This is a genomic window from Kitasatospora sp. NPDC033851 (assembly GCF_055576085.1).
Genome location: NZ_JBVIRL010000057.1, coordinates 1 through 21,574 on the forward strand (window position 1 = coordinate 1; position 21,574 = coordinate 21,574).

10 protein-coding genes are annotated in these 21,574 nt (G+C 72.3%); 7 read left to right on the forward strand and 3 right to left on the reverse strand.

Annotated elements, in window-relative coordinates:
- From ACZ51D_RS42090 to ACZ51D_RS42110, 5 genes are all read left to right on the forward strand, one after another.
- Positions 1–9,347 (forward strand): SDR family NAD(P)-dependent oxidoreductase (locus ACZ51D_RS42090; protein WP_465665601.1); only part of this gene is annotated, 9,347 nt, incomplete at its 5' end.
- Positions 9,344–11,596, forward strand: coding sequence for a cytochrome P450 (locus tag ACZ51D_RS42095; protein ID WP_465665603.1), 2,253 nt, complete (start codon positions 9,344–9,346; stop codon positions 11,594–11,596). The genes ACZ51D_RS42090 and ACZ51D_RS42095, both read left to right, overlap by 4 nt.
- On the forward strand, positions 11,596–12,759 hold the full coding sequence (locus tag ACZ51D_RS42100; RefSeq protein WP_465626321.1) for a macrolide family glycosyltransferase: 1,164 nt from the start codon (positions 11,596–11,598) through the stop codon (positions 12,757–12,759). The genes ACZ51D_RS42095 and ACZ51D_RS42100 overlap by 1 nt, the downstream gene beginning before the upstream one ends.
- A 347-nt stretch (positions 12,760–13,106) precedes the next feature.
- Positions 13,107–13,625, forward strand: a complete 519-nt coding sequence (locus ACZ51D_RS42105) for a DUF7919 family protein (RefSeq protein ID WP_465626319.1) — start codon at positions 13,107–13,109, stop codon at positions 13,623–13,625.
- 179 nt (positions 13,626–13,804) lie between these two features.
- A complete protein-coding gene (locus tag ACZ51D_RS42110; protein ID WP_465626317.1) occupies positions 13,805–14,590 on the forward strand; it encodes a type IV toxin-antitoxin system AbiEi family antitoxin domain-containing protein in 786 nt (261 codons plus the stop codon).
- 730 nt (positions 14,591–15,320) lie between these two features.
- On the opposite strand, the gene ACZ51D_RS42115 is transcribed toward ACZ51D_RS42110, so the two are convergent.
- Positions 15,321–16,193, reverse strand: coding sequence for a peptidoglycan-binding domain-containing protein (locus ACZ51D_RS42115; RefSeq protein WP_465626315.1), 873 nt, complete (start codon positions 16,191–16,193; stop codon positions 15,321–15,323).
- A 1,094-nt stretch (positions 16,194–17,287) separates the two neighbouring features.
- Between ACZ51D_RS42115 and ACZ51D_RS42120 the strand changes: the two genes are divergently transcribed.
- Complete coding sequence (locus tag ACZ51D_RS42120; RefSeq protein ID WP_465665605.1) at positions 17,288–17,584, forward strand: hypothetical protein; 297 nt, start codon at positions 17,288–17,290, stop codon at positions 17,582–17,584.
- A 670-nt stretch (positions 17,585–18,254) separates the two neighbouring features.
- On the opposite strand, the gene ACZ51D_RS42125 is transcribed toward ACZ51D_RS42120, so the two are convergent.
- Both ACZ51D_RS42125 and ACZ51D_RS42130 read right to left on the reverse strand, forming a co-directional pair.
- Positions 18,255–19,325, reverse strand: coding sequence for a helix-turn-helix transcriptional regulator (locus tag ACZ51D_RS42125; protein ID WP_465665607.1), 1,071 nt, complete (start codon positions 19,323–19,325; stop codon positions 18,255–18,257).
- A 10-nt stretch (positions 19,326–19,335) separates the two neighbouring features.
- Entirely contained in the window at positions 19,336–19,767 is a 432-nt protein-coding gene (locus tag ACZ51D_RS42130) for an ester cyclase (RefSeq protein WP_360509921.1), read from the reverse strand.
- Positions 19,768–20,407: 640 nt separating this feature from the next.
- On the opposite strand from ACZ51D_RS42130, the gene ACZ51D_RS42135 reads away from it, so the two are divergent.
- Entirely contained in the window at positions 20,408–20,854 is a 447-nt protein-coding gene (locus ACZ51D_RS42135) for a hypothetical protein (protein ID WP_360509920.1), read from the forward strand.
- The last annotated feature ends 720 nt before the right edge of the window (positions 20,855–21,574 follow it).

Consider the following 21,574-nt stretch of genomic DNA (forward strand, 5'->3'; position numbering starts at 1 on the left):
GCCTGCCCGTCAACTACGCCGCCCACTCCGTCCAGGTCGAGGCGATCCGCGAGCAACTGCTCACCGACCTCGCCGGCATCACACCGCGCCCGGCGACGATCCCGTTCTACTCGACGGTGACCGGCGAGCAGATCGACACCTCCGCCCTCCACACCGACTACTGGTACCGCAACCTCCGCGAACCCGTGCTGTTCGACCAGACCACCCGTGCGCTGCTCGCCTCGGGCAGCGACCCCGTCTTCGTCGAGATCAGCCCGCACCCGGTGCTCACGCCTGCGCTGGAGGAGCACGAGGCGGGTGTGGTGACCGGGACGCTGCGCCGCGACCACGGCACCCCGGCCGAGTTCCTGGCCGCCGCGGCGCGGCTGTTCGTCGCGGGTGTGCCGGTGCGGTGGCCGTTCCCCGAAGGGGAGCCGGTGGCGCTGCCCACCTACCCCTTCCAGCGGACGCGGTTCTGGCTCGCCGGAGGCGCGGGAGACGTGTCCGCGGCCGGGCTCGACTCGGTGGACCACCCGCTGCTCGGCGCTGCTGTCGAGGTGGGCGAGCAGCGGGTCCTGACAGGTCGGCTCTCCCTGGCCACCCATCCCTGGCTCGCGGACCACTCCGTCCTGGGGACGGTGCTGCTGCCCGCGACGGCGTTCGTGGAACTGGTGGTGCACGCGGCCGGGGCGGCAGTGGAGGAACTGGTCCTGGAGGCGCCGCTGACGTTGCCCGCGGACGGCGCGGTGGACGTGCAGGTCGTCGTGGGCGAGCCGGACGAGACCGGCCGCCGCACGGTCGACGTCCGGTCCCGTACGGACGGTTGGGTGCGGCACGCCACCGGCACGGTGAGCGGGAATCCCGTGGTCGGGCAGGAGCTGACGCAATGGCCGCCGGCCGGCGCGGAACCGGTCACCGGGCTCTACGACACGCTCGCCGCGGCGGGCTACGAGTACGGGCCGGCCTTCCAGGCCGTGCAGGCGGTGTGGCGCCGCGGCAATGAGGTGTTCGCCGAGGTCACCGTGCCGGACGCGGCCCGGTTCTCAGTCCATCCCGCCCTGCTGGACGCCGCCCTGCAACCGCTGGCGCTGCTGTCCGGCACGGAAGGCGACGTGCGGCTGCCGTTCTCGCTGGGCGGGATCGCGGTCCACCGCACCGGCGTGACCTCCGCGCGCGTGCGGCTGACGGTGGTGCGCCCCGGGACGTACGCCGTCCACCTGGCGAGCCGGTCCGGCGAGCCCGTGGCGACCATCGAGGCGCTGACCACCCGTCCGATGGCTGAACGCGGCCCGCTGTACGCCCTCGACTGGATTTCGCTGACCCCCGGCGAAGGCGCACTCGGCGACGCCGTCGTCTCGCCCGGCTCGGTCACCGAGGCGCTGACGGCCGTCCAGGACTTCCTGGCCGGGCCCGGCGAACGGCTCGTGGTGCGCACGCGGGGCGCGGTCGCCGTCGTTCCCGGTGACGGGGTGAGCGACCCGGAAGCCTCGGCCGTCTGGGGCCTGGTCCGGTCCGCGCAGTCCGAGCACCCCGGCCGATTCGTGCTCGTGGACGCCGACGAGCTGCCCGACGGCCTGTCGGTCGGCGACGAGGACCAGGTGGCGGTGCGCCGGGGGGCCGTCTACGTGCCCCGGCTCGTGCGCTCCGCACCGGAGGCGTTCGACGGACGGCTGACGCAGGCAGGCACGGGCAGCCTGGACGACCTCGCCTTCCTGCCGTACGAGCAGGCCCCGCCCGGGCCCCGGGAGGTGCGCGTCGCCGTGCGGGCGGCCGGCCTGAACTTCCGGGACGTGCTGATCGCCCTCGGCGTCTACCCGGACCCGGCGCTGCTCGGCAGCGAGGGCGCGGGCGTCGTCACCGAGGTCGGCGCCGAGGTCACCGGGCTGCGGCCGGGTGACCGGGTCGCCGGGCTGCTGCCCGGCGCGTTCGGCCGGGTGGCCGTCGCCGACCACAGGGTGCTGGTGCGCATCCCCGACGAGTGGACGTTCGCCCAGGCCGCCACTGTGCCGATCGCGTTCATGACCGCCTGGTACGGCCTGCGCGACCTGGGCGGGCTGAAGGCCGGCGACCGGGTGCTGATCCACGCCGGGGCCGGCGGCGTCGGCATGGCGGCGGTCCAGCTCGCGCGGCTCTGGGGCGCGGACGTCCACGCGACCGCGGGCCCGGGCAAGTGGGACGCGCTGCGCGCCCTGGGGCTGGACGATGACCACATCGCCTCGTCCCGGACCCTGGAGTTCGCCGACCGGTTCGGCCCCTTCGATGTGGTGCTGAACTCGCTGTCCGGTGAGTTCCTGGACGCCTCCCTGCGGCTGCTCGCGCCCGGCGGGCGGTTCGTGGAGATGGGCAAGGCCGACATCCGGCCCGGCGTGCTGGCCTTCGACCTGGCCGACGCGGGACCGGAGCGGCTGGGGGAGATCCTGGCCGAGGCCGTCCGGCTGCTCGACGCGGGCGAGCTGCGTCTGCCACCACTCACCACCTGGGACGTCCGCCGCGCGCGGGACGCCTTCCGGTTCATGAGCCGGGCCGCTCACGTCGGGAAGATCGTCCTCACGGTTCCTGCGGATCTCGATGCGGCCGGTACGGTGCTGATCACCGGTGGTACGGGGACGCTGGGGGGCCATGTGGCCCGGCATCTGGTGGCCGAGCGGGGTGTGCGGCATGTGTTGCTGGTCAGCCGCAGTGGTGGCGGGGCGGCGTTGTGCGAGGAGCTGGCCGGGCTGGGTGCGGAGGTGTCCGTGGCCGCCTGTGACGTGGCCGACCGGGACGCGCTGGCGGCCGTACTGGACTCGATCCCGGCCGCGCACCCGCTGACCGCGGTCGTCCACGCCGCCGGCGTGCTCGACGACGCCGTGGTCGAGTCCCTGACCCCCGAACGCCTCGCCGCGGTCTGGGAGCCCAAGGCACGGGCGGCCTGGCACCTGCACGAACTCACCCGAGGGCGGGACCTGACGGCGTTCGTCCTCTTCTCCTCGGCGGCCGGGACGCTCGGCAGCCCCGGGCAGGCCAACTACGCCGCGGCCAACGCCTACCTCGACGGCCTGGCCGCGTACCGGCGCGCCCAGGGCCTGCCGGGGGTGTCGCTGGCCTGGGGCCGGTGGGCCGAGACCAGCGGGCTGACCGGGCAGATGTCCGAGGCCGACGGTGAACGCCTCGCCCGCGCCGGGCTGCTGCCGATGACGACCGACTACGGACTCGGGCTGTTCGACGAGGGCCTGGACACCGCGGAACCGGTGGTGGTCGCGGCCGGACTCAAGGTGTCCGCACTGGGCGACCGGCCGGTGCTGCGCGCGCTGACACGCGCCCGCAAACCGGTGCGGACCACCGGACTGGCGGGCGAGCTGGGATCGCTCCCCGAGGCCCGGCAACGCGAGATCCTGCTCGACCTGGTCAGCACCCACGCCTCGGCCGTGCTGGGCCGCAGCGACGAGATCGGTGGCGACCTGGCCTTCAAGGACCTGGGCTTCGACTCGCTGACCGGCGTGGAGCTGCGCAACCGGCTGTCCACGGCGGTCGGGACCCGGCTGTCGGCGACGATGGTCTTCGACTACCCGACCCCGGCCCGGCTGGCCGAATACCTGCGTGAGGTGGTCCTCGGCAAGGAGCGTCGGACGGTCGCGCCCGTGCCGGTCGGTGTTCCGGTGTCGGATGATCCGGTGGTGGTGGTGGGGTTGGGGGCCCGTTATCCGGGTGGCGTGGGGTCGGCGCGGGAGTTGTGGGATTTGGTGGCGGGTGGGGTGGACGCGGTGGGGGAGTTCCCATCGGATCGTGGGTGGGATGTGGGTCGTATCTATGATCCGGCCGGTGGTCCGGGGACGTCGTACACGCGGTCGGGTGGTTTTCTGGGGGATGCGGGTGGCTTCGATGCCGCGTTCTTCGGGATTTCGCCGCGTGAGGCGTTGGCGATGGATCCGCAGCAGCGGGTGCTGCTGGAGACGGTGTGGGAGACGTTCGAGGACGCGGGGATCGATCCGACGTCGTTGAGGGGCAGCCAGACGGGCGTCTTCACCGGCATCTGGGCATCCGGTTACGCGGGCGGAGTGGACCAGATCTCGCGCGACGCGGACGGCTATGTGGCCACCGGTACGGCGACGAGTGTGACCTCGGGGCGGGTGTCGTATCTGCTGGGGCTGGAGGGTCCGGCGTTGTCGGTGGACACGGCGTGTTCGTCGTCGCTGGTGGCGATCCATCTGGCGGCGCAGGCGCTGCGCTCGGGGGAGTGCTCACTGGCCCTGGCCGGTGGTGTGACGGTCATGGCGACACCCGCCGCCTTCATCGACTTCTCCCGCCAGCGGGGGCTTGCGGCCGACGGCAGGGTGAAGGCGTTTGCCGAGGCTGCCGATGGTACGGCGTGGGGTGAGGGCGCGGGGTTGGTGCTGCTGGAGCGGTTGTCGGACGCCCGTCGCCATGGCCATCAGGTGCTGGCGGTGGTGCGGGGTTCGGCGGTGAATCAGGACGGGGCGTCCAATGGGTTGACCGCGCCGAGTGGTCCGTCGCAGGAGCGGGTGATCCGGCAGGCGTTGGCGAACGCCGGGTTGGAGGCGTCCGAGGTGGACGTGGTGGAGGCGCACGGTACGGGGACGACGCTCGGTGATCCCATCGAGGCGCAGGCGCTGCTGGCGGCGTACGGCCGGGACCGGGTGGAGCCGTTGTGGCTGGGGTCGGTGAAGTCGAACATCGGGCACACGCAGGCGGCGGCCGGTGTGGCTGGTGTGATCAAGATGGTGATGGCGATGCGGCACGGTGAACTGCCGCGGACCCTCCACGTGGACGCGCCGACCTCGCACGTCGACTGGTCGGCGGGTCGTGTCTCACTGCTCACCGAGGCCCGGCCGTGGCCCGAGACGGGGCGTCCCCGCCGTGCCGGCATCTCGGCGTTCGGCATCAGCGGCACGAACGCGCACGTGATCCTGGAGGCACCGGCCCCGGACCCGGCCGCGGACCCTGCCGAGAAGACGTCGCCCGAGTCCCCTGCCACTCCCGCGCCCGCCCCTGCGCCCGCGGTGCCGGTGCCGTGGCTGCTGTCGGCCAAGTCCGAGCAGGCGCTCCGGGCCCAGGCCCGCAGGCTGCAGGCGTACGCGGCCAAGGACCCCGACGCGGACGGAATCGGCGCCGCGCTCGCCGCGCGGACCCGGTTCGCCCACCGGGCCATGGTGACTGGACCGGAGGCACTGGCGGCCCTGGCGCGCGGGGAGGTGCATCCCGGGCTGGTGACCGGCGAGGCCCGCGACTCGGGTAGGTCGGCGTTTGTGTTCTCTGGTCAGGGTGGTCAGTGGGCGGGGATGGGGCGGGGTTTGTACCGGGTGTTCCCGGTGTTTGCGCGGGTGTTGGACGAGGTGTGTGGGTTGTTGGGGTTGCCGGTGGGGGTGTTGTTCGAGGACGGGGAGGGGGTGCTGGGGGAGACGCTGTTCACGCAGGGCGGGGTGTTCGCGCTGGAGGTGGCGCTGTTCCGGCTGGTGGAGTCGTTGGGTGTGCGGCCGGATTTCGTGGTGGGGCACTCGGTGGGTGAGGTGGCGGCGGCTCATGTGGCGGGGGTGTTGGGCCTGGAGGACGCGTGTGTGCTGGTGGGGGCGCGGGGTCGGTTGATGCAGGGGTTGGCCGGTGGTGGGGCGATGGTGTCGCTCCAGGCGTCGGTGGAGGAGGTGGAGGGGTCGCTGGTGCCGGGTGTTGAGGTGGCGGCGGTCAACGGGGTGGATGTGGTGGTGGTGTCGGGGGACGAGGCCGCGGTGGAAGAGGTGGGTGAGGTGTGGCGCGGGCGTGGGCGCCGGGTGCGGCGGTTGGCGGTCAGTCACGCGTTCCATTCGGCGTGGATGGATCCGGTGCTGGAGGAACTGGGCCGGGTGGCGGCGGGTTTGTCGTTCGGTGAGCCGGTGATCCCGGTGGTCTCCACGGTGGCCGGGCATCCGGTGGATATGGGGGAGCCCGGGTATTGGGTGCGGCAGGTGCGGGAGGCGGTCCGGTTCGCTGATGCCGTGGAGTGGCTGGCGGGTCAGGGTGTGAGGGGGTTCGTGGAGGTGGGTCCGCATCCGTTGCTGGTGGGGAACGGGTTGATGCGGCGTGGTGGTGATTCTCCGGAGCGGTTGTTCGCGGGGCTGGGGCGGTTGTGGGTGGATGGTTCCGTGCGCTGGACGCCGCCCGCGGCCACGACGACGGGGACGTCGGGCGTGCGTGTGCCTTCGTACGCTTTCCAGCACCAGCACTACTGGCTCCAGCCCACCACCCCGTCGGAGGGCCTCGACACGCCCGACCACCCGCTGCTGCGGTCCCTGGTGAAGCTCCCCGACGGGCAGGGCGTGGTGCTGACCGGGAAGCTCTCCGCGTCCGTTCACCCGTGGCTGGCCGAGCACACCGTGCTCGGTTCGACGCTGCTGCCCGCGATGGCGTTCGTGGACATGGCCGTCCACGCCGGCGAGCACACGGCCAGCCCCGAACTGTCCGAGCTGGTCCTGGAGGCGCCGCTCGTGCTGTCCGAGCGCGACGGTGTGCACGTGCAGGTCACCGTCGGCGCACCCGACGACACCGGACGCCGGCTCGTCACCGTCCACTCCCGCACCTCCGCCGAGCCCGACGAGTGGACCCGCCACGCGACCGGCGTGCTCAGTCCGCCGGCGGACCGGGCGACAGGGGCCGACCGGACGGCTGTGCCCGGGGCGGACGACAGCGAGGCCGCGCCGATCGACATCGGCTCGCTCTACGACCGGCTCACCGAAGCCGGCTACGACTACGGGCCGACCTTCCAGGGGCTCACCGGCATCCGGCGGCACGGCGAGGACCTGCACGCCGAGGTGAGCTTCCCGGCGGACCCCGCGCAGCTCACCGGTTACCGCGTCCACCCCGCGCTCCTGGACGCCGCCATACAGCCGCTGACCCTGCTCGCCGGCCTCGCGGCCGAGGACGGTGGCGCCGGCGGCAGCCCGGCGCGGATGCCCTTCTCGTTCTCCGGTGTGTCGGTCACCGGGTCGGCCGCGACGGTCCGCGTGGTGCTGCACCCGACCGGGCCGGACACCTACGCGGTGCGGATCACCGACACCGCCGGGATGCCGGTCGTGAGCATCGACGAGATCGTCCTGCGGCCCGTCGAAGCGGCGGGTCACGGGGCCGGGCGCCGGCCGAACACGCTGTTCGCCGTTGACTGGACCCCGATGGCGGCACCGGACGGCCCGTACACCGAGACGGTCCTCCACGAGGTCGTCGGCGAGGGCGAACCGGTCGCGGCCGCCCACGCGGTGACCCGGGAACTACTCGGCAGGGTCCGGGAGTTCCTGGCCACCGACACGCCCGCCCGGCTCGTGGTCCTCACCGGCGACGACCTGGCCTCGGCCGCCGCCCGCGGCTTCCTGCGCAGCGCGCACAGCGAGAACCCCGGGCGGATCCTGACCGTCCGGCACGATGGCACGGCCGCCTCACGGCGGGCGATCCCCGCCGCGGTGCGCGCCGCCGTGAGCGACAGCGAGCCCGAGATCCAGTTGCGCGACGGAACCGCACTCGTGCCGAGGCTGGTGAAGGCCGCCCCGGCCGGGCCCCTGGACGGCGTGCCCCTGGACGGCACCGTGCTGATCACCGGCGGCACCGGCACCCTCGGCGTCCTGGTCGCCCGGCACCTGGTCGCGCGGCACGGTGCCCCGCACGTGGTGCTCGCCGGCCGCCGCGGCGTCGAGCCGCCCGGGCTCCGGCAGGAGCTGGGCGCCGCCCTCACCGTGGTCGCCTGCGACGCCGGTGACCGCGGGGCACTGAGGGATCTCGTCGCCTCGATCCCCGACCTGCGGGTCGTCGTGCACGCCGCCGGGGCCGTCGACGACGCCGTGGCGGGATCGATGACACCGGAGCAGATCGACACGGTGCTGCGCTCGAAGGCCGATGCCGCGTGGCACCTGCACGAGGCCACCGAACACCTGGACCTGCGGGCGTTCGTGCTGTTCTCCTCGGCGTCCGGGGTGTTCGGCGCCCCTGGGCAGGCCAACTACGCCGCCGCGAACGCGTTCCTCGACGCGCTCGCCGAGCACCGGCACGCGCGCGGTCTGCCGGCCACCTCCCTGGCCTGGGGCCAGTGGGCCGAGTCCAGCGGAATCACCGGGAACCTGACCGAGGCCGACCACCGCCGGCTGGCGAGGACCGGGATGCTGCCGCTGGCCACCGAGCAGGCCCTCGACCTGTTCGACACCGCCCTGGCCGGCGAACGCCCGGCGCTGGTGCCGGTCCGCCTCGACCTCGCGGCGATCGACACCCCGCCCGCGCTGCTGCGCGGACTCGCCCGGCCGCGGCGCGCGCCGGCCCCGGCGGCCGGCCACGGCGACCTGCGGGCCGGGCTCGAAGCCCTGCCCGAGCCCGAGCAGCGCGCCCTGCTGCTGGACCTGGTCGTCACGCGCAGCGCGAGCATCCTCGGGATGGCCCCCGGCGGGATCGACGACCCGCGTCAGCTGTTCCGCGACCACGGCGTCGACTCGCTGACCGCCATCGAGCTGCGCAACCAGCTCAACGCGGCCACCGGGCTCCAGCTCCCGGCGACCCTCGTCTTCGACTTCCCGACGCCCGAACAGCTCGTCAACCACCTCTACGGGCAGCTGTGCTCGCCGGAGAACCGGGTCGCCGGGCCGATGGAGCGCCTGCTGCGCAAGGCCGTCGACGTCGGCCGCGCGCAGGACGGCCTCGATCTGCTGGCCACGGTGTCCCGGCTGAGCCAGGCCACCGACGCACCCAAAGCCGAGGTGGTCGCCCTCGCGACCGGCTTCCTCCAGCCGTCGCTGGTCTGCCTGCCGTCCGCGCTGGCGTCCAGCGGCATCGAGGAGTACGGGCGGTTCGCCGCGGCGCTGGAGGCCGCCCGCGATGTCACGGCGGTCACCCTGCCGGGCTTCGCCGGCGACCCGCTGCCCGCGGACTCCGACGTCCTGGTCCAGGCACTTGCCGAGGCCGCGTCGGCCGTCGCCGCGCCGGTGCTGGTCGGCCGTTCGGTGGGCGCGTGGCTGGCGCTGGCGACCGCCAGGGAACTGGAACGGCGGGGGGCCCGGCCCAGCGCCGTGGTGCTCATCGACGGCTACCCCGACGACCTGCCGGGTGTGCTCACCGGCATGCTCGACGCCGGCCACCAGGTCCAGCCGGTCGACGACGACCGGCTGGTGGCCATGGGCCGATACCTCGATCTGGCCGGCGCCCCGGAGCCCGTCACCGCGCCGGTGCTGCTGGTGGGCACCGGGGAGCGCTCGTGGCCCCGGCTGTCGACCACCGTCCAGGAGGTGCTCACCGTCCCGGGCGACCACTTCACCGTACTGGAGGAGCACTCCGCGGCCACGGCGCTGGCCATCAGTACATGGCTCCTCGACTTCGACGGATACGGGGCGGGGCTGTCCGCACTCAGGGGAAAGGACCAAGCATGATCTGGGACAACGTCTACATCGGCGGAACGGGGCGGTACCTGCCGCCCCGCACGCCCGCGACGCAGGCAGTGCCGGACACCGAGACCATGCGGCGGCTGCTCGCGCTGTCGGACTTCGTGTCGTTCACCCGCTCCGACGACGTCACCGAGCACGCGATGGCCGTGCACGCGGCGATCGGAGCCCTGCGCGAGTCCGGCCTCAGCGGCGCCGACATCTCCATGGCCGCCTACGCCCAGATGGACCATCAGGACCACATGGCGTCCTCCTGCCACCTGCAGCGCGTCCTCGGCCTCGGCCACGCCCTCGTCTACGAGGTCGAGGCGACCAGCAACGGCGGCTCGGCCGCGCTGCAGTCCGCCGCCGCGCACCTGGTGGCCGACCCGGCCGCGACCGCGACCCTGGTCACGGCTACCGCCCGGTTCCTGCCGCCGCGGTGGGAACGGTGGCAGCCCACCGTCGGGATCTTCCTGGCCGACGGTGCGGTCGCGGCCGTGCTGAACCGCGAGGGCGGCCGGGCGAGGCTGGTCGCGACCGCCAACAGCTCCGCGACCCAGATGGAGGTCCTCGCCACCCCGACGATCCCGGACCCCGAGGGCCACCGGAACCGTACGCCGATCGAGGTCACCGGCCTGGCCCCGTATCTGACGCTGATGAGCGGGGCACTGGTCACCGCGGTCGAGCAGGCCGCCAAGGAGGGCGGCGTCAGCATCGCCGACATCACCAGGTTCGTCGTCACCGGTCTGGGCCTGGCCCAACTGGAGGTCGTCGTGCTGGAGCCGCTCGGCATCGACCTCGGCCGCACCACCTGGCCGATGCTGCGCGAGCTCGGCCACGTCGGGCCGTGCGACCAACTGCTCGGCATGGACCACCTGCTGCACGACGAGACCCTCAAGCCCGGCGACACCATCATGTCGATCGGCCTCGGCATGGGTTCGCGGTTCACCGCGACCCTGCTGGAGGTCACCGAGCCGCCCAAGCCCCGTACGACCACCATCCTCACCGAGCCGGTGCGCGCGCAGGCCCCGCCCGCCGACGCGTATGTCATCGACCCCTCGGGCGGCGACATCTTCGGCGAGGCCGCTGCCTTGCGCGAGCGCGGCCCGGCCACGCCCGTCGAACTGCCCGGTGGCGTGTCGGCCTGGGCCGTCACCGGGCACGACCTGGCGAAGAAGCTGCTGCTCGACCCGAAGGTCTCCAAGGACGCGAACAAGCACTGGCCCATGTGGCGCGACGGCGACATCCCGCCGGACTGGCCGCTGATCATGTGGGTCGCGATGCAGAACATGTTCACCGCCCACGGGGCCGACCACACCAGGCTGCGCAGCCTGGTGGCCAAGGCGTTCACCCCGCGCCGTATCGAAGCGATGCGGCCGCGCGTCGAGGAGATCACGGCCGGCCTGATCGCCGACCTGGCCGCGGTGCCGCCGGGGCAGACGGTCGACCTGCGCGCACGGTTCGCGTTCCCGCTGCCGATCCAGGTCATCACCGGATTGTTCGGGGTGACCGCGCAGACGGGCGCGGACCTGCGGCGGCTGGTGGACGCGGTGTTCAGCCTCGACGCGGACCCGGCGGGCGTGCAGGCCGCCTCTGGTGAGCTGTACATGCTGCTCAAGGAACTCGTGGCCGCCAAACGGCGCGACCCCGGCGACGACATGACCAGCGACCTGATCGCCGCGCAGGAGGCGGACGGCACACGACTGTCCGAACGGGAACTGCTGGACACCCTGCTGCTGACCATCTCCGCCGGCTTCGAGACGACAGTCAACCTGCTCGACCACGCCGTCCACGCGCTGGTCACGCACCCGTCTCAGCTCGCCCTGGTCCGGTCCGGGGCCAGCACGTGGGAGGACGTGGTGGACGAGACCCTGCGCTGGCAGGCGCCGGTGCCGAACCTGCCGCTGCGGTACGCCGTGGAGGACATCTCCGCGGACGGCGTGCAGATCCGCAAGGGCGAGGCGATCCTGCTGTCCTACGGCGCGGCCGGCCGCGACCCGGCGCAGCACGGGGCCGACGCGGAGGACTTCTCCGTCACCCGGCCGTCGCGGGCCGACCACCTCACCTTCGGGCACGGCGTGCACTACTGCCTCGGCAGCCCCCTGGCGAAGCTGGAGGCGACGACGGCGCTGTCCGCGCTGTTCTCCCGGTTCCCCCGGCTGCGGCTGGCCGTCCCGTCGTCCGAACTCGAGCCGCTGGGTTCCTTCTTCACCAACGGACACAAGACTCTGCCGGTCATCCTGGAGGAGAACTGATGGCCCATTTCGCCTTCGTGAGCGCGCCCGCGTCCGGGCATGTGAACCCGACCCTGCCGCTGGTCGAAGAGCTGGTCCGGCGCGGTCACCGGGTCAGCTACGCCACGGGACCGGCCACCATGGACGCCGCCTTTGCCGCCGGGGCGTCGCCGGTGACCCTGCCCTCGCAGCTGCCGCCCGACATGGCGGCGCGGGGCGAGTTCACGGCGGAACAGCTCGCCGTGACGATGGAGTACTACCTCGACGACGCGCGTGCCTCTTTCCCCGTCCTGGCCGAGCACTTCTCGGCCGACCCGCCGGACGCGGTGTGCTACGACTCGGTGACCTTCACCGGGAGGATGCTGGCGAACCTGCTCGAGGTGCGGGAGATCTCCCTGGTGCCGACTTTCGCGGAGAACGAGTCCTTCTCGGCGGCGCAGGTGTACTTACCGGCCGACTTCGACCACACCAACCCCCGGCTGGTGGCCGCGATTCAGGACATGGGGAAGTTCGCGCAGGGCCACACCTTCCTCGAGGACCCGAACCTGATGTTCGGCTACGTGGCCCCGACGAGCCTGGTGTTCATCCCCCGCGAGTTCCAGATGTCGGGGGATACCTTCGACGAGCGCTTCCACTTCGTGGGGCCGTCGCTGAGCAGCCGGCAGAGCGCTGAGGAGTGGAGCCCCCGGTCGCAGGCCCCGGTACTGCTGATATCGCTGGGAACCGTCTTCAACGACCGGCCCGAGTTCTACCGGACCTGCATCGAGGCGTTCGGGGACAGCGACTGGCAGGTCGTCATGGCGGTGGGCGGGCTGGACCAGGAGTCGCTGGGCCCGATCCCGGCGAACGTCGAAGTGCACGCACACGTGCCGCAGGTGGCGGTGCTGCGACACACCGAGGTGTTCCTGAGCCACGCCGGGATGAACTCGGCGATGGAGTCTCTCTACCACGGGGTGCCCTTCGTGGCGGTGCCGCAGATTCCGGAACAGCGGGCGATCGCCCGGCGGGCGGAGGAGCTGCAGGTCGGCCGGACGCTCGCCGAGCCGACCGTGCAGGGCCTCTGCGACGCCGTCCAGGACGTCCGGTCCTGCCGCCCCAGGGCGGCGGCCCTGAGCCGGATCGTGCGCGGGGCGGGCGGCGCGTCACAGGGGGCGGACGTCTTGGAGAAGCTGCTGACGCGGTAGCGGCCGGACTCCACCGGGCAGTCCGCACCCGCACCCCGCCCGGTGGAGCCCGTTCCCGCGTGGTGATCGCCCTTGCCGACATCCAGCCCGAGATACCACATTTCGGCCGATCATCTCCCGCAGGGGCACGCCCGACATCATCGGCCTCGGCAAACTCCGCTACGTCGTCGAGCAGGCCTTCGCCCAACTGCACCAGTTCAAGCGCCTCGCCATCCGCTGGGAACGACGCCTCGACCTCCACGACGCATTCGTCTCACTCGCCTGCGCACTCATCTGCTGGCGGCACCTCCTGAAGCGGATGGATCCGCCGTGATGACGCTCATCGGCACAGCATGCTAGACGGCGTCGTGACCTTCTTCTGTGATCTGAGTCCCTACAGCTATTTGGCCGAGGACGTCGTAGCCGCTGCCGATGGGCCTTACAGCGCTTCATTCGCCCCCTCCTACCAACGGATCAATGTGGGTTGGCTCGACGGACGGCGCGAATACACGGCGGGGCCGGTCCCGGAGGACTTCCCAGCCCGACTCTTCGACATCCTTCGCTGGCAGGACGTGAACAAGACGCGGGGCTTCCACGTCTGCGGGCTGTGCCCACCCGGCGAGAGGCAGATGGGCTTGCTGACCGTCGAGCACAAGGGCGACTTGCTCTACCTGGGGAACGGTGAGATCCGCGTCCCTGGTGCCGCCGGGGAGGTCTTCGCGGCGCCGACGCTCATAGCCCACTACGTCGCCAGCCACAGCTACCTTCCGCCGCCGTCGTTCATCAAATCCGTGCTGCTCTGCCCCGAGGGATGGATGTCCGGACCGGACGCGCCTGGCGTGCCCACCAATGCGACGAGCCGCGACTACAGGTCCCACGTGGCGTAGGCGGCAACACTCGATGACCGTGATCGTGTTACGAGTTCTTGGGCGGGGGTCCGTTTTACCCCTTGGCCCGATCCTGCGCCCGGTGCGGATCGGCGCGGTTTCTTGTTGGCGGACGCGGTAGCGGGGTAAAGATCGCACAGGTCCTGCGATATGCGCGTGGGCGGACGAGACGAGGAACCGTGGCAGAAAGCCGTTTCAGTGACACCATCGCCCAGTTGGAGGCGGAACTTCCCGGCATCGAGGCCCGGCGGCGGCGTCTGGAGGACGAGCTGACCGCCGCCGTGGCGCGCGAGAACGCCGTACGCGGCGCCATCCAGAGCCTGCAGGCCCTGGCCGGGCTGCCGGCCTCGCAGGGCACCACTGCGGTGGGCACCATTCGGGCAGAGGCGGACGCCATCGCCGGGGTCCGGCCGCGGCAGCTCGCGGCCGAAGCCGGGGCGGCGCCGGACCGGGGCGGGGAGCCGGCTGAGAAGGCCACCACACGTACGGGCACGGTCACGAAGACGGCGAAGAAGGCCACAGCGAAGAAGGCTGCCCCCGCGAAGAAGGCCACAGCGAAGAAGGCGGCACCCGCGAAGAAGGCCACAGCGAAGCCGGCGGCATCCGCGAAGAAAGCCGCGGCGAAGAAGACTTCCGGCAGTGCGCGGCCGCGCACCGTGGCGAAGAAGTCGGCCGCGACTCGGAACACCGGGCCGGTGCGAACCGGGGCCGAGCCGGCCACCGAGAGGAGCGAGACGGCTGCGCCCGCGTCCGGGCGGCGAGCGACCGGGGCCACCTCCGAGAGCGCGCTGGGTGTGCTGGCCGGCGCTCAGGGGCCGCTGCGTGCCCGGGAGGTGATCGCCCGGCTGGGGATCGAGGAGTCGGCGGACAACGTGAACGCGGTGCGCACCATGCTGGAGCGCCTGGTCAAGGCCGGCCGGGCGCAGCGCCCGGGTCGTGGCCTGTACGCGAAACTGGACGGCTGACCCGCGGGCTCGACCGGCGGCCGGTTCGCGAACCTGTCCCATTTCACCGCGGGCCGGTCGAGTGACGTCGCCGGGTGCGGCACCCGGACTGTCGTGTCGTCGCCGTCCCTGTCCGAGATGCCGGAAGGCCGCCACGTGTGGGTGGCGGCCTCCTGTGCCTTCTCGGGGCCTCGGCAGACTACCGCCGCCCCCGGACATCGCCCGGGGGCGGACCCGTGACCGGCCGGGCTCAGACGGCCGGCTGCTCCTCGACAGGGTCGTCGATGTGGTGGAGCCGGCCACAGGCGATTACGCGGTCTTCACCCAGGCGTATTGCACCTGCGGTGCCGCACCGGCCTGCGCCAGACCGCCGACCCGGCTGGTCCCGCCACCCGCGCCTCGCCACCTCCCGGCCGTTGTTGTGCTGCGCGGACCCGGCGGGCCAGGACCAGGACGGCGGCCCGGACGTCCTCGATCGCCGTGCGCAGCCGCTCGGTCAGCTCCCGGGCCCGCGCACATTCCGCGGACGGCCCGACTTCGACCGGGCGGTGAACCGGGCGCGGGCGGACGCGTTCGCCCGGCACCTGGCTGAGGTGACCGACGCCTACCTCGCGGCCGGCCCCCCAAGTGGTGCCCGGGATCGGGTGCACAGTGATAGGACCGGAGGCGGGATCGTGGGCAGCCAGGGCCGTCTTGATACAGGCAGCGTCGTCACCCGGGTCGAGAGCAGCGCGGCACCGGACGGCGCCTGTCAACCGCCCTGCGGTTCACGGGTGCGCAGCAGCCACCAGGTGGACGGCCCGACAATTCCGTCCGCCGTGATCCCGCCCTGCTGCTGGAGCGAACTGATGGCCTGCTGGGTGTAGCTGCCGTACCGGCCGTCGATCTCCCGCGCCCCGAGGGGGAAGCCCAGGCGCTGGAGCAGGCACTGTGCCTCGGCGACATCGTCCGCGCCGGTCGCCCCGGGCGCCAGCACGGCGGTCACGGTTCGGCTGATTCCGGCGTACCACAGGCCGTTCTCCTGCTGGAACACGCAGGTGTACGGCGTCAGGTGTCCGACTTCAAAGGTCGCCCAGCCTGTGCGCCGGTGGGTCGCTTCGTCGGTGACCCGGGCCCGGTACGTGCCCGTGGCGTCAGTGCTCGCGCAGGGCCAGCTCCAGTGCAGTGAGCCGTCTTTCGCCACGGTGCCGCTCTCACCGGACGCCGCGAGCGGAAGAACCTGCCCGTCGGGCGCGAGGATCTCGTTGGTGTAGCGGCCACCGGGCGTGAAACCGGCCGAGTCGTTGCCCAGTTGCTGACCGACGTGGCTGCACGTGCCGAGGACCCGGAAGCGCAACGGCGGCTGTTCGGTGAGCCGGGCCGCACCGAGCCAGACCGTCAGGACGACGGCAAGCGTCCCGGCACTCGTCCCGAGGACCAGCCGCCGGTCGCGCCACCAGGGCGCCGCCGGCCGCAGCATGGTCGCCACCCCGGCTCGTCGCAGCGCCTCACGGCCGGCCTCGTCGGCCGCCGTCGCCCACCCGTCGGCGCGACTGACGGTCAGCGTGCCGAGGCCTTCCCCGCGGCGGTGCATGGTGACCACCCCGACGATCCGGCCGTGCGCCCACACCGCCGCTCCCGACATGCCCTCCCAAGGCGAGCGGAGCGGGTCCGGGTCCCGCTCGGGTTCCTGGACCCGCAGTTCCAGGGTCTGCTCCCGGCGGTCGGCCAGCGGCGCGATCTCGCCGCGGGCGTGGCAGGAGTCCCGGTAGCGCGTTGCGCCGCCGGGGTCCTCGCGCAGCTTGAACAGGGGGAAGCCCAGTGCGCTGCGAAGTTCTACCCCGTCTGGAAGCGCCTAGTGTGATCCGCTTCCGGCTCAGGGGGCTTGTATGGGAATATCTGGGCCGGGGTGTGCGGGGGTGGGCTGGCTACTGGCCGAATTCGTTGGAGGCGGCCCGGAGGTCGCCGGCCAGGGAGCGGAGGTCGGGTGCTTAGTCGGGGTGCTGACACCTGGGGCACAGCTCGTGGCGGCCCTCGGGTGTGATCACGGTGCCCCAGCTGCGGCATTCTTCGCAGTCGCGGGCCCGGTCGATGTTCGCGCGGATGGTAGGAGCGTGGGGGTGGGCTCCATGAGTCATGGGTGATTTTCCTCTGTAGAGCGCTATCACTTACGCCCAGTTTGCCATGGTTCGTATAGATATGCGACATGGGGCGCTGGCGCTCGTGATCTGCCGCTGCGCCGCTGACGTCGGGCACGAAGCCGCCGATCACCTGCTGGTGACCGGCGCCGTCACACGTCGGGCGGCGCCTGGCGCGCTACGCCCCCGTCTTGGCCGGTTCGTCGTCGACCTGCTTGAGCTCGCTGTGGCGGCGGCCCCCGGCCCTCCGCGGGCAAGCTCGCCCAGCAAGGGGTGGCCCATCTGGCGTGCGAGGCCGTCGCTCGACTTCCTCCAGCCGACCAACGCCGCGAGCTGCTCCTCGCTTGGCGCCGCCCCCGGGACGGCACGGTGAAGCGGTGGGCCGTCATCTCGTTGCCCGGGCTGCTGTGCAGCTCGTTCGCGTGATTCCTGGCGGCTGGCCGCATGGGGACTGGTGCGGTTGGACCGCCCCTTCGCGAGGGGCGTGTGCGGACGGTCGGCGTGCCGGCGAGGGGTGCGGCATCGCGAGGTACCGGGGCAGCGCCGGTCCGGTCCCAGCACTGTGGGTCTGCCGGTCAAGACTCGTCGAAGGGATCCGTTCATGGGCAGCATGCGTGTCCGTACGAGGCTCGCCGGCATGGCCGTGGCTTTGGTGGCGGCGTTCGGGGGTGTTTCGCCGGCCCAGGCCGCCCCGGGCGCCGGCGCGGACGTCGCGCAGGTCCGGGACAAGATCGTGTGCATCTACCCCGACAGGCAGTTCGTCCCGGGCCCGGCCGGGCCTGGCTCGCCCACCTGGGAAGCGTCGGCGCGGCCGTATGTGCGCCAGGAGTACGAGCGGTGGGCTCAGCTGACCGACGGCGGCCGAGACGCCTGGGTGGAGGAACCGCGCGGCAACTGACCCCTCCGGGCCCCGCCACCGGCCGGCCCACCGGTCCCGCCCGACGCGCCGGCCCGCCGCCCGGCTGCGCCTCGCCCCCGTCCCGGCTCCGCTTGGCCCTGGCTGCCCGCCTGCTGTTCGGCCGGTGCGGGCGCCGTCAGGGCTTCACCGGCCGAGCCAGCGATCGCTGTCCGGTGGGCGTCGGGTCCGGGCGGCCGTTCGCCGCCCAGCTGCGCCGCCTGCTGTGCGGGTCCTGTCACGGGTGGTCGGATCGGCCCGGGCCGCCAACGGGGCCGGTCCGTCGGCCGCGGGGAGAGAAGCACTGGCAGCATGGGATTGCGTCGTCCCTGCTAGGCATGGGGATCAGCCCGTCCAGTGTGGGGGCGGGACCGCCGCGCCGCGTGGGGGGTGCTCCGGCTGTTCGAGGGCCGCGGTGCCGGCTTGCTGCTTCGCGAAGCTCTGTCTGGTGGCCGGGTCGCTTCGGTCGCTGCGCTGGGGTGTGACCTGCCAGAGCCGGACTCGACAACAGGGGTGTTTTCAAGCGATATGCCCGCGCCGGTCTGGACCGGCGTGGCAGCCGGAAAACACTTGCCTTGGTGGAGAACATCGCGGAGCACGTCCTCACCGCTGCCGTGCCCGGTCACGGCGAGCCGTGGGGCGAGGGCCGGCGAACGCGGTGCCGCCGGTCGGTTCAGCGTCCCCTCGGGGCGAGCATCGCGGCGATCAGTTCCCGGCGGCTGCTCACACCGAACCGGGCGAACACCGCCGTCAGGTGCTCCTGCACGGTGTACCCGGAGACGTGCAGCCGGGCCACGATCTCCCGGGTGGAGCACCCTTGCAGTACCAGGGCGGTGACCCGGCTCTGGGCCGGGGTGAGGCCGTGGGCAGCCAGCAGTAGGGAGCCGAGTTCGGCGGCGGGCGCCGGCTCGACGACCACCCCGATCTGCTCCCCCGCCCGCCCCCGCAGACGGGTGGCATGCAGGGTCAGCCACTGCCCGTCGGCGGTGCGCAGCCTGACCGAGCCAGGCCGATGCGCGGCCTCCGGCGACGCGTCGGGCGCCCGGGCCAGTTGGACGGCCACCGAGTAGATCGGCATCGGCAGGCCTTGGATCTCGGGCCCCTCAAGCCGGGCGAGCCACTGTTCGGCGTCCGGGCTGATCGAGACCAGCGAGAGCCCCTGATCGAGCACGATCACGCCGGGGCCGCCCGCAGTTCCGGCCCCGTCGCCGCTCAGCGCCTGGTGCACGACGTCACGGCGAAGGCCTTCGGCCAAGTGCGGGGCGAGCCTGCGCACGACGTCCAGGTCGGTGCCGGAAAAGCCGGCTTCCGCGTCCGCCCGGTGCAGGCAGAGCACGCCCCAGCACTCGTGCCCAACGACCAGGGCGGCCCGGAGCTCGTCGCCGAGCCCCAGGCCGGCCATGATCTCGCGGTAGCGGGCGCTGACGGAGCGCTCGCCCCGGGTCGCCCGGTCCAGCGACATCACCGGCTCCGGGCCCCGGGCCAGCGCGGCGAACTTGTTGACGTCCGCGCGGCCGAACTCGTTGTCCAGGAAGAGCGGGGTGGCACCGGGCAGCGGATCCTGGGCGACAGCCGAGGTGAAGAGCAGGGTCGCCGGGTCCACCGAGGCGAAGAACGCGGCCTCCACCGGCAGGATGCCCGGTAGGCGGCGCAGCACCTCGGTGGTCAGGGCGGGCTTGTCCAGGTCGGCGTAGCAACTGTCGATCAGCCGCTCGACGTGTCGCTCCCGCAAGGCGGCGACCATGGCACTCACGCTACGCCGCCGCCCGGTCCGGCACGAGCCCGAGCTGGCTCAGCAGACCCAGCTCGTCCAGCCGGCCCCAGCGTTCGGCGATCCGGCCGTCCCGCAGCCGGAAGACGTTGATGCCCTTGAGCACCAGCGTGCGGCCGTCACCGGGGACGCCCATCACCTCACCGTGCTGGGTGCCAGAAGCGGTGAAGAGTTCCACCACCACGTCGCCCTCGCCGACCAGGCGCCCAAGGTCGGAGTGCCAGTCAGGGCACGCCTGCCGGAAGATCGCCCCTGCGGCGCGCATGCCCTCCCGGTCCGTGCCGACGCCGATGGGCGGGTCGTGGTTGACGAAGTCCTCCGTGAGGTAGGCGTCGACGGCTGACAGGTCGCCCCGGGTGAACAGCGCGTCGATGAATGCGGTCACTGTCTGCTTGTTCTGTTCGATGGTGTTCATACGGCCAGCCTCGGCCTGCGGGTACAGAATCGGAACCCCACTTTTCTGGGGTCCGCTCGTCCGAGGTCCGAACCGGCGCGGCCTCCTGCTCGGCCCGGGACCACGAAACCTCCTCGACCCTTCTGTCGACGGACGTGCACCTCCGGGGAGTTCACCGCGGCCGAGGTCCTGTACGCGGCGGTCGACGCGGCCATCGGTGCCGGGCTGCTGGCGCTGGCCGACGCGGGCACGGCGTCCGACCCGAGCATGATGGCCGAGCAGTGCCTGGAAGCCGTCCCGTACCTGGTGCTCGCGGTGGCCCTGGCATCCGCCGACCTGGACTGACCGACCGGGCCGGAGACCACCCTGCCGCTCCCGCCCGCCGCCTACAGCTCCGTCCATCCGCACGCCCGTCCGCGTTACCGGCGTTGAAGACGGTGCCCGCGACGCTGAACGGGACCACCAGCAGAACATCGAAATATCAAAGCACAATCGAACATCTGCATCATTCAAGCGGGACATTGGGATCGCAGATGAAGTCGAATATTTCCCAGGCCATAGTCGATTGGCGGGCCTCACGTATTCGGCGCCATGCTCATGGTGGAGTTGAGGTGCCACATGGCCACCTCAAGTCACATCCAAGGCAGCGAAAGAGGGTTCCATGCCTCCCATCCCAGTCAAGCCCGGTATCTACAGGGTCCACGCTCACATCATCGGCCCGGGCACCCAGCTGACCGCGACCGAGCACGCAGTCAAGTACGGCGCGCCCGTCATCGCTGACCGCGCCAACCCGCTGCCGATCGAGCAGGAGTGGGCCATCGAGCCCATCGAGCCGATGCCGGGGGCGCCCTATGTGATCCACCTGGCCCTCCAGGAGAATGCCGGGATCGTGACCCCCGAGGACAAGCTCTGGGTCAACAGCGTTCCTCGCGGCGAGTGGACGAAGTTCACCTTCGAGAGCGTCCTGGGCGGAGTCAAGATCATCTCCGAGCGCGGCCTCGCCTGCGCCGCCGGCTACCGCGGTCAGCAGATCGAACTCACCGAACCCAAGCCTGAATTCCAGCAGACCTGGACTCTGGAGTACATCCGCCCGATCGACGCGGAATAGGGCCGAAGGACGTAGAGCGGCCCGCTACGGTGGTGCCCGGCCGACGAAGGCCGGGCACCACTACTCGTCTGCCGCACCCGCGATGGCAAGCCTCCGAGCGCCCGTGGCCGCCCCTGCCTGATGCGCCGCCCCCGACCCGTCGGCCACAGCGTGGACGCGAACGTCAACCTCCGTCTGCGGTTAGCCCCCGGCCGCAGAGCGGCGCGGGCCTTCGCTACGCTGCCGCTGCCGCGGTCGGCTCGTTGTCGATGTGCTGGAGCCGGCTGCGGGCGGTGACCCGGTCCTCGCCGGACAGAGTGGCCCAGTACTCGTCAGCCCACACCGCATGGGAGGCCCGCCGCTCTGCTTCCTCCAGGCGGGCGGACTCGGCCAGCTGCTCCTCGCTCCGCCCCTGCCGGACGGCCTCCAGGTCGCCGCCCCGGGTCGAACGCGCGGCGCTCGGCCTGCACGGCCACCAGCGCCCGCTGCGCCGCGATCAGGTCATCGGGTGCACTCGAAGGTCTTCTGCTCTCTGCCCACGTCAGGGAATCGCACGTGCGAGCGAATCCGGCGCCCGGCTGCGCCCCGCCGATACTTTAGGCGATGGTGGGCCCACCCCAGGATTCCAAATCCCAAGCGCGCTCATCTTAGGGCGTCCGCCAGTAGGTCATCGGATGCGGGGGCTTCGAGGCCGGGTATCCCAGCGGTAGAGGGTCCAAGCCCGTCTGATTAGGCAGCGGA

Bases quoted from the DNA above. Each gene is read 5' to 3' on its own strand.
- ACZ51D_RS42095 (WP_465665603.1), top strand. From the start codon at position 9,344: ATGATCTGGGACAACGTCTACATCGGCGGAACGGGGCGGTACCTGCCG.
- ACZ51D_RS42100 (WP_465626321.1), top strand. From the start codon at position 11,596: ATGGCCCATTTCGCCTTCGTGAGCGCGCCCGCGTCCGGGCATGTGAAC.
- ACZ51D_RS42115 (WP_465626315.1), bottom strand. From the start codon at position 16,193: ATGTCGGGAGCGGCGGTGTGGGCGCACGGCCGGATCGTCGGGGTGGTC.
- ACZ51D_RS42120 (WP_465665605.1), top strand. From the start codon at position 17,288: ATGGGCAGCATGCGTGTCCGTACGAGGCTCGCCGGCATGGCCGTGGCT.
- ACZ51D_RS42125 (WP_465665607.1), bottom strand. From the start codon at position 19,325: ATGGTCGCCGCCTTGCGGGAGCGACACGTCGAGCGGCTGATCGACAGT.
- ACZ51D_RS42130 (WP_360509921.1), bottom strand. From the start codon at position 19,767: ATGAACACCATCGAACAGAACAAGCAGACAGTGACCGCATTCATCGAC.
- ACZ51D_RS42135 (WP_360509920.1), top strand. From the start codon at position 20,408: ATGCCTCCCATCCCAGTCAAGCCCGGTATCTACAGGGTCCACGCTCAC.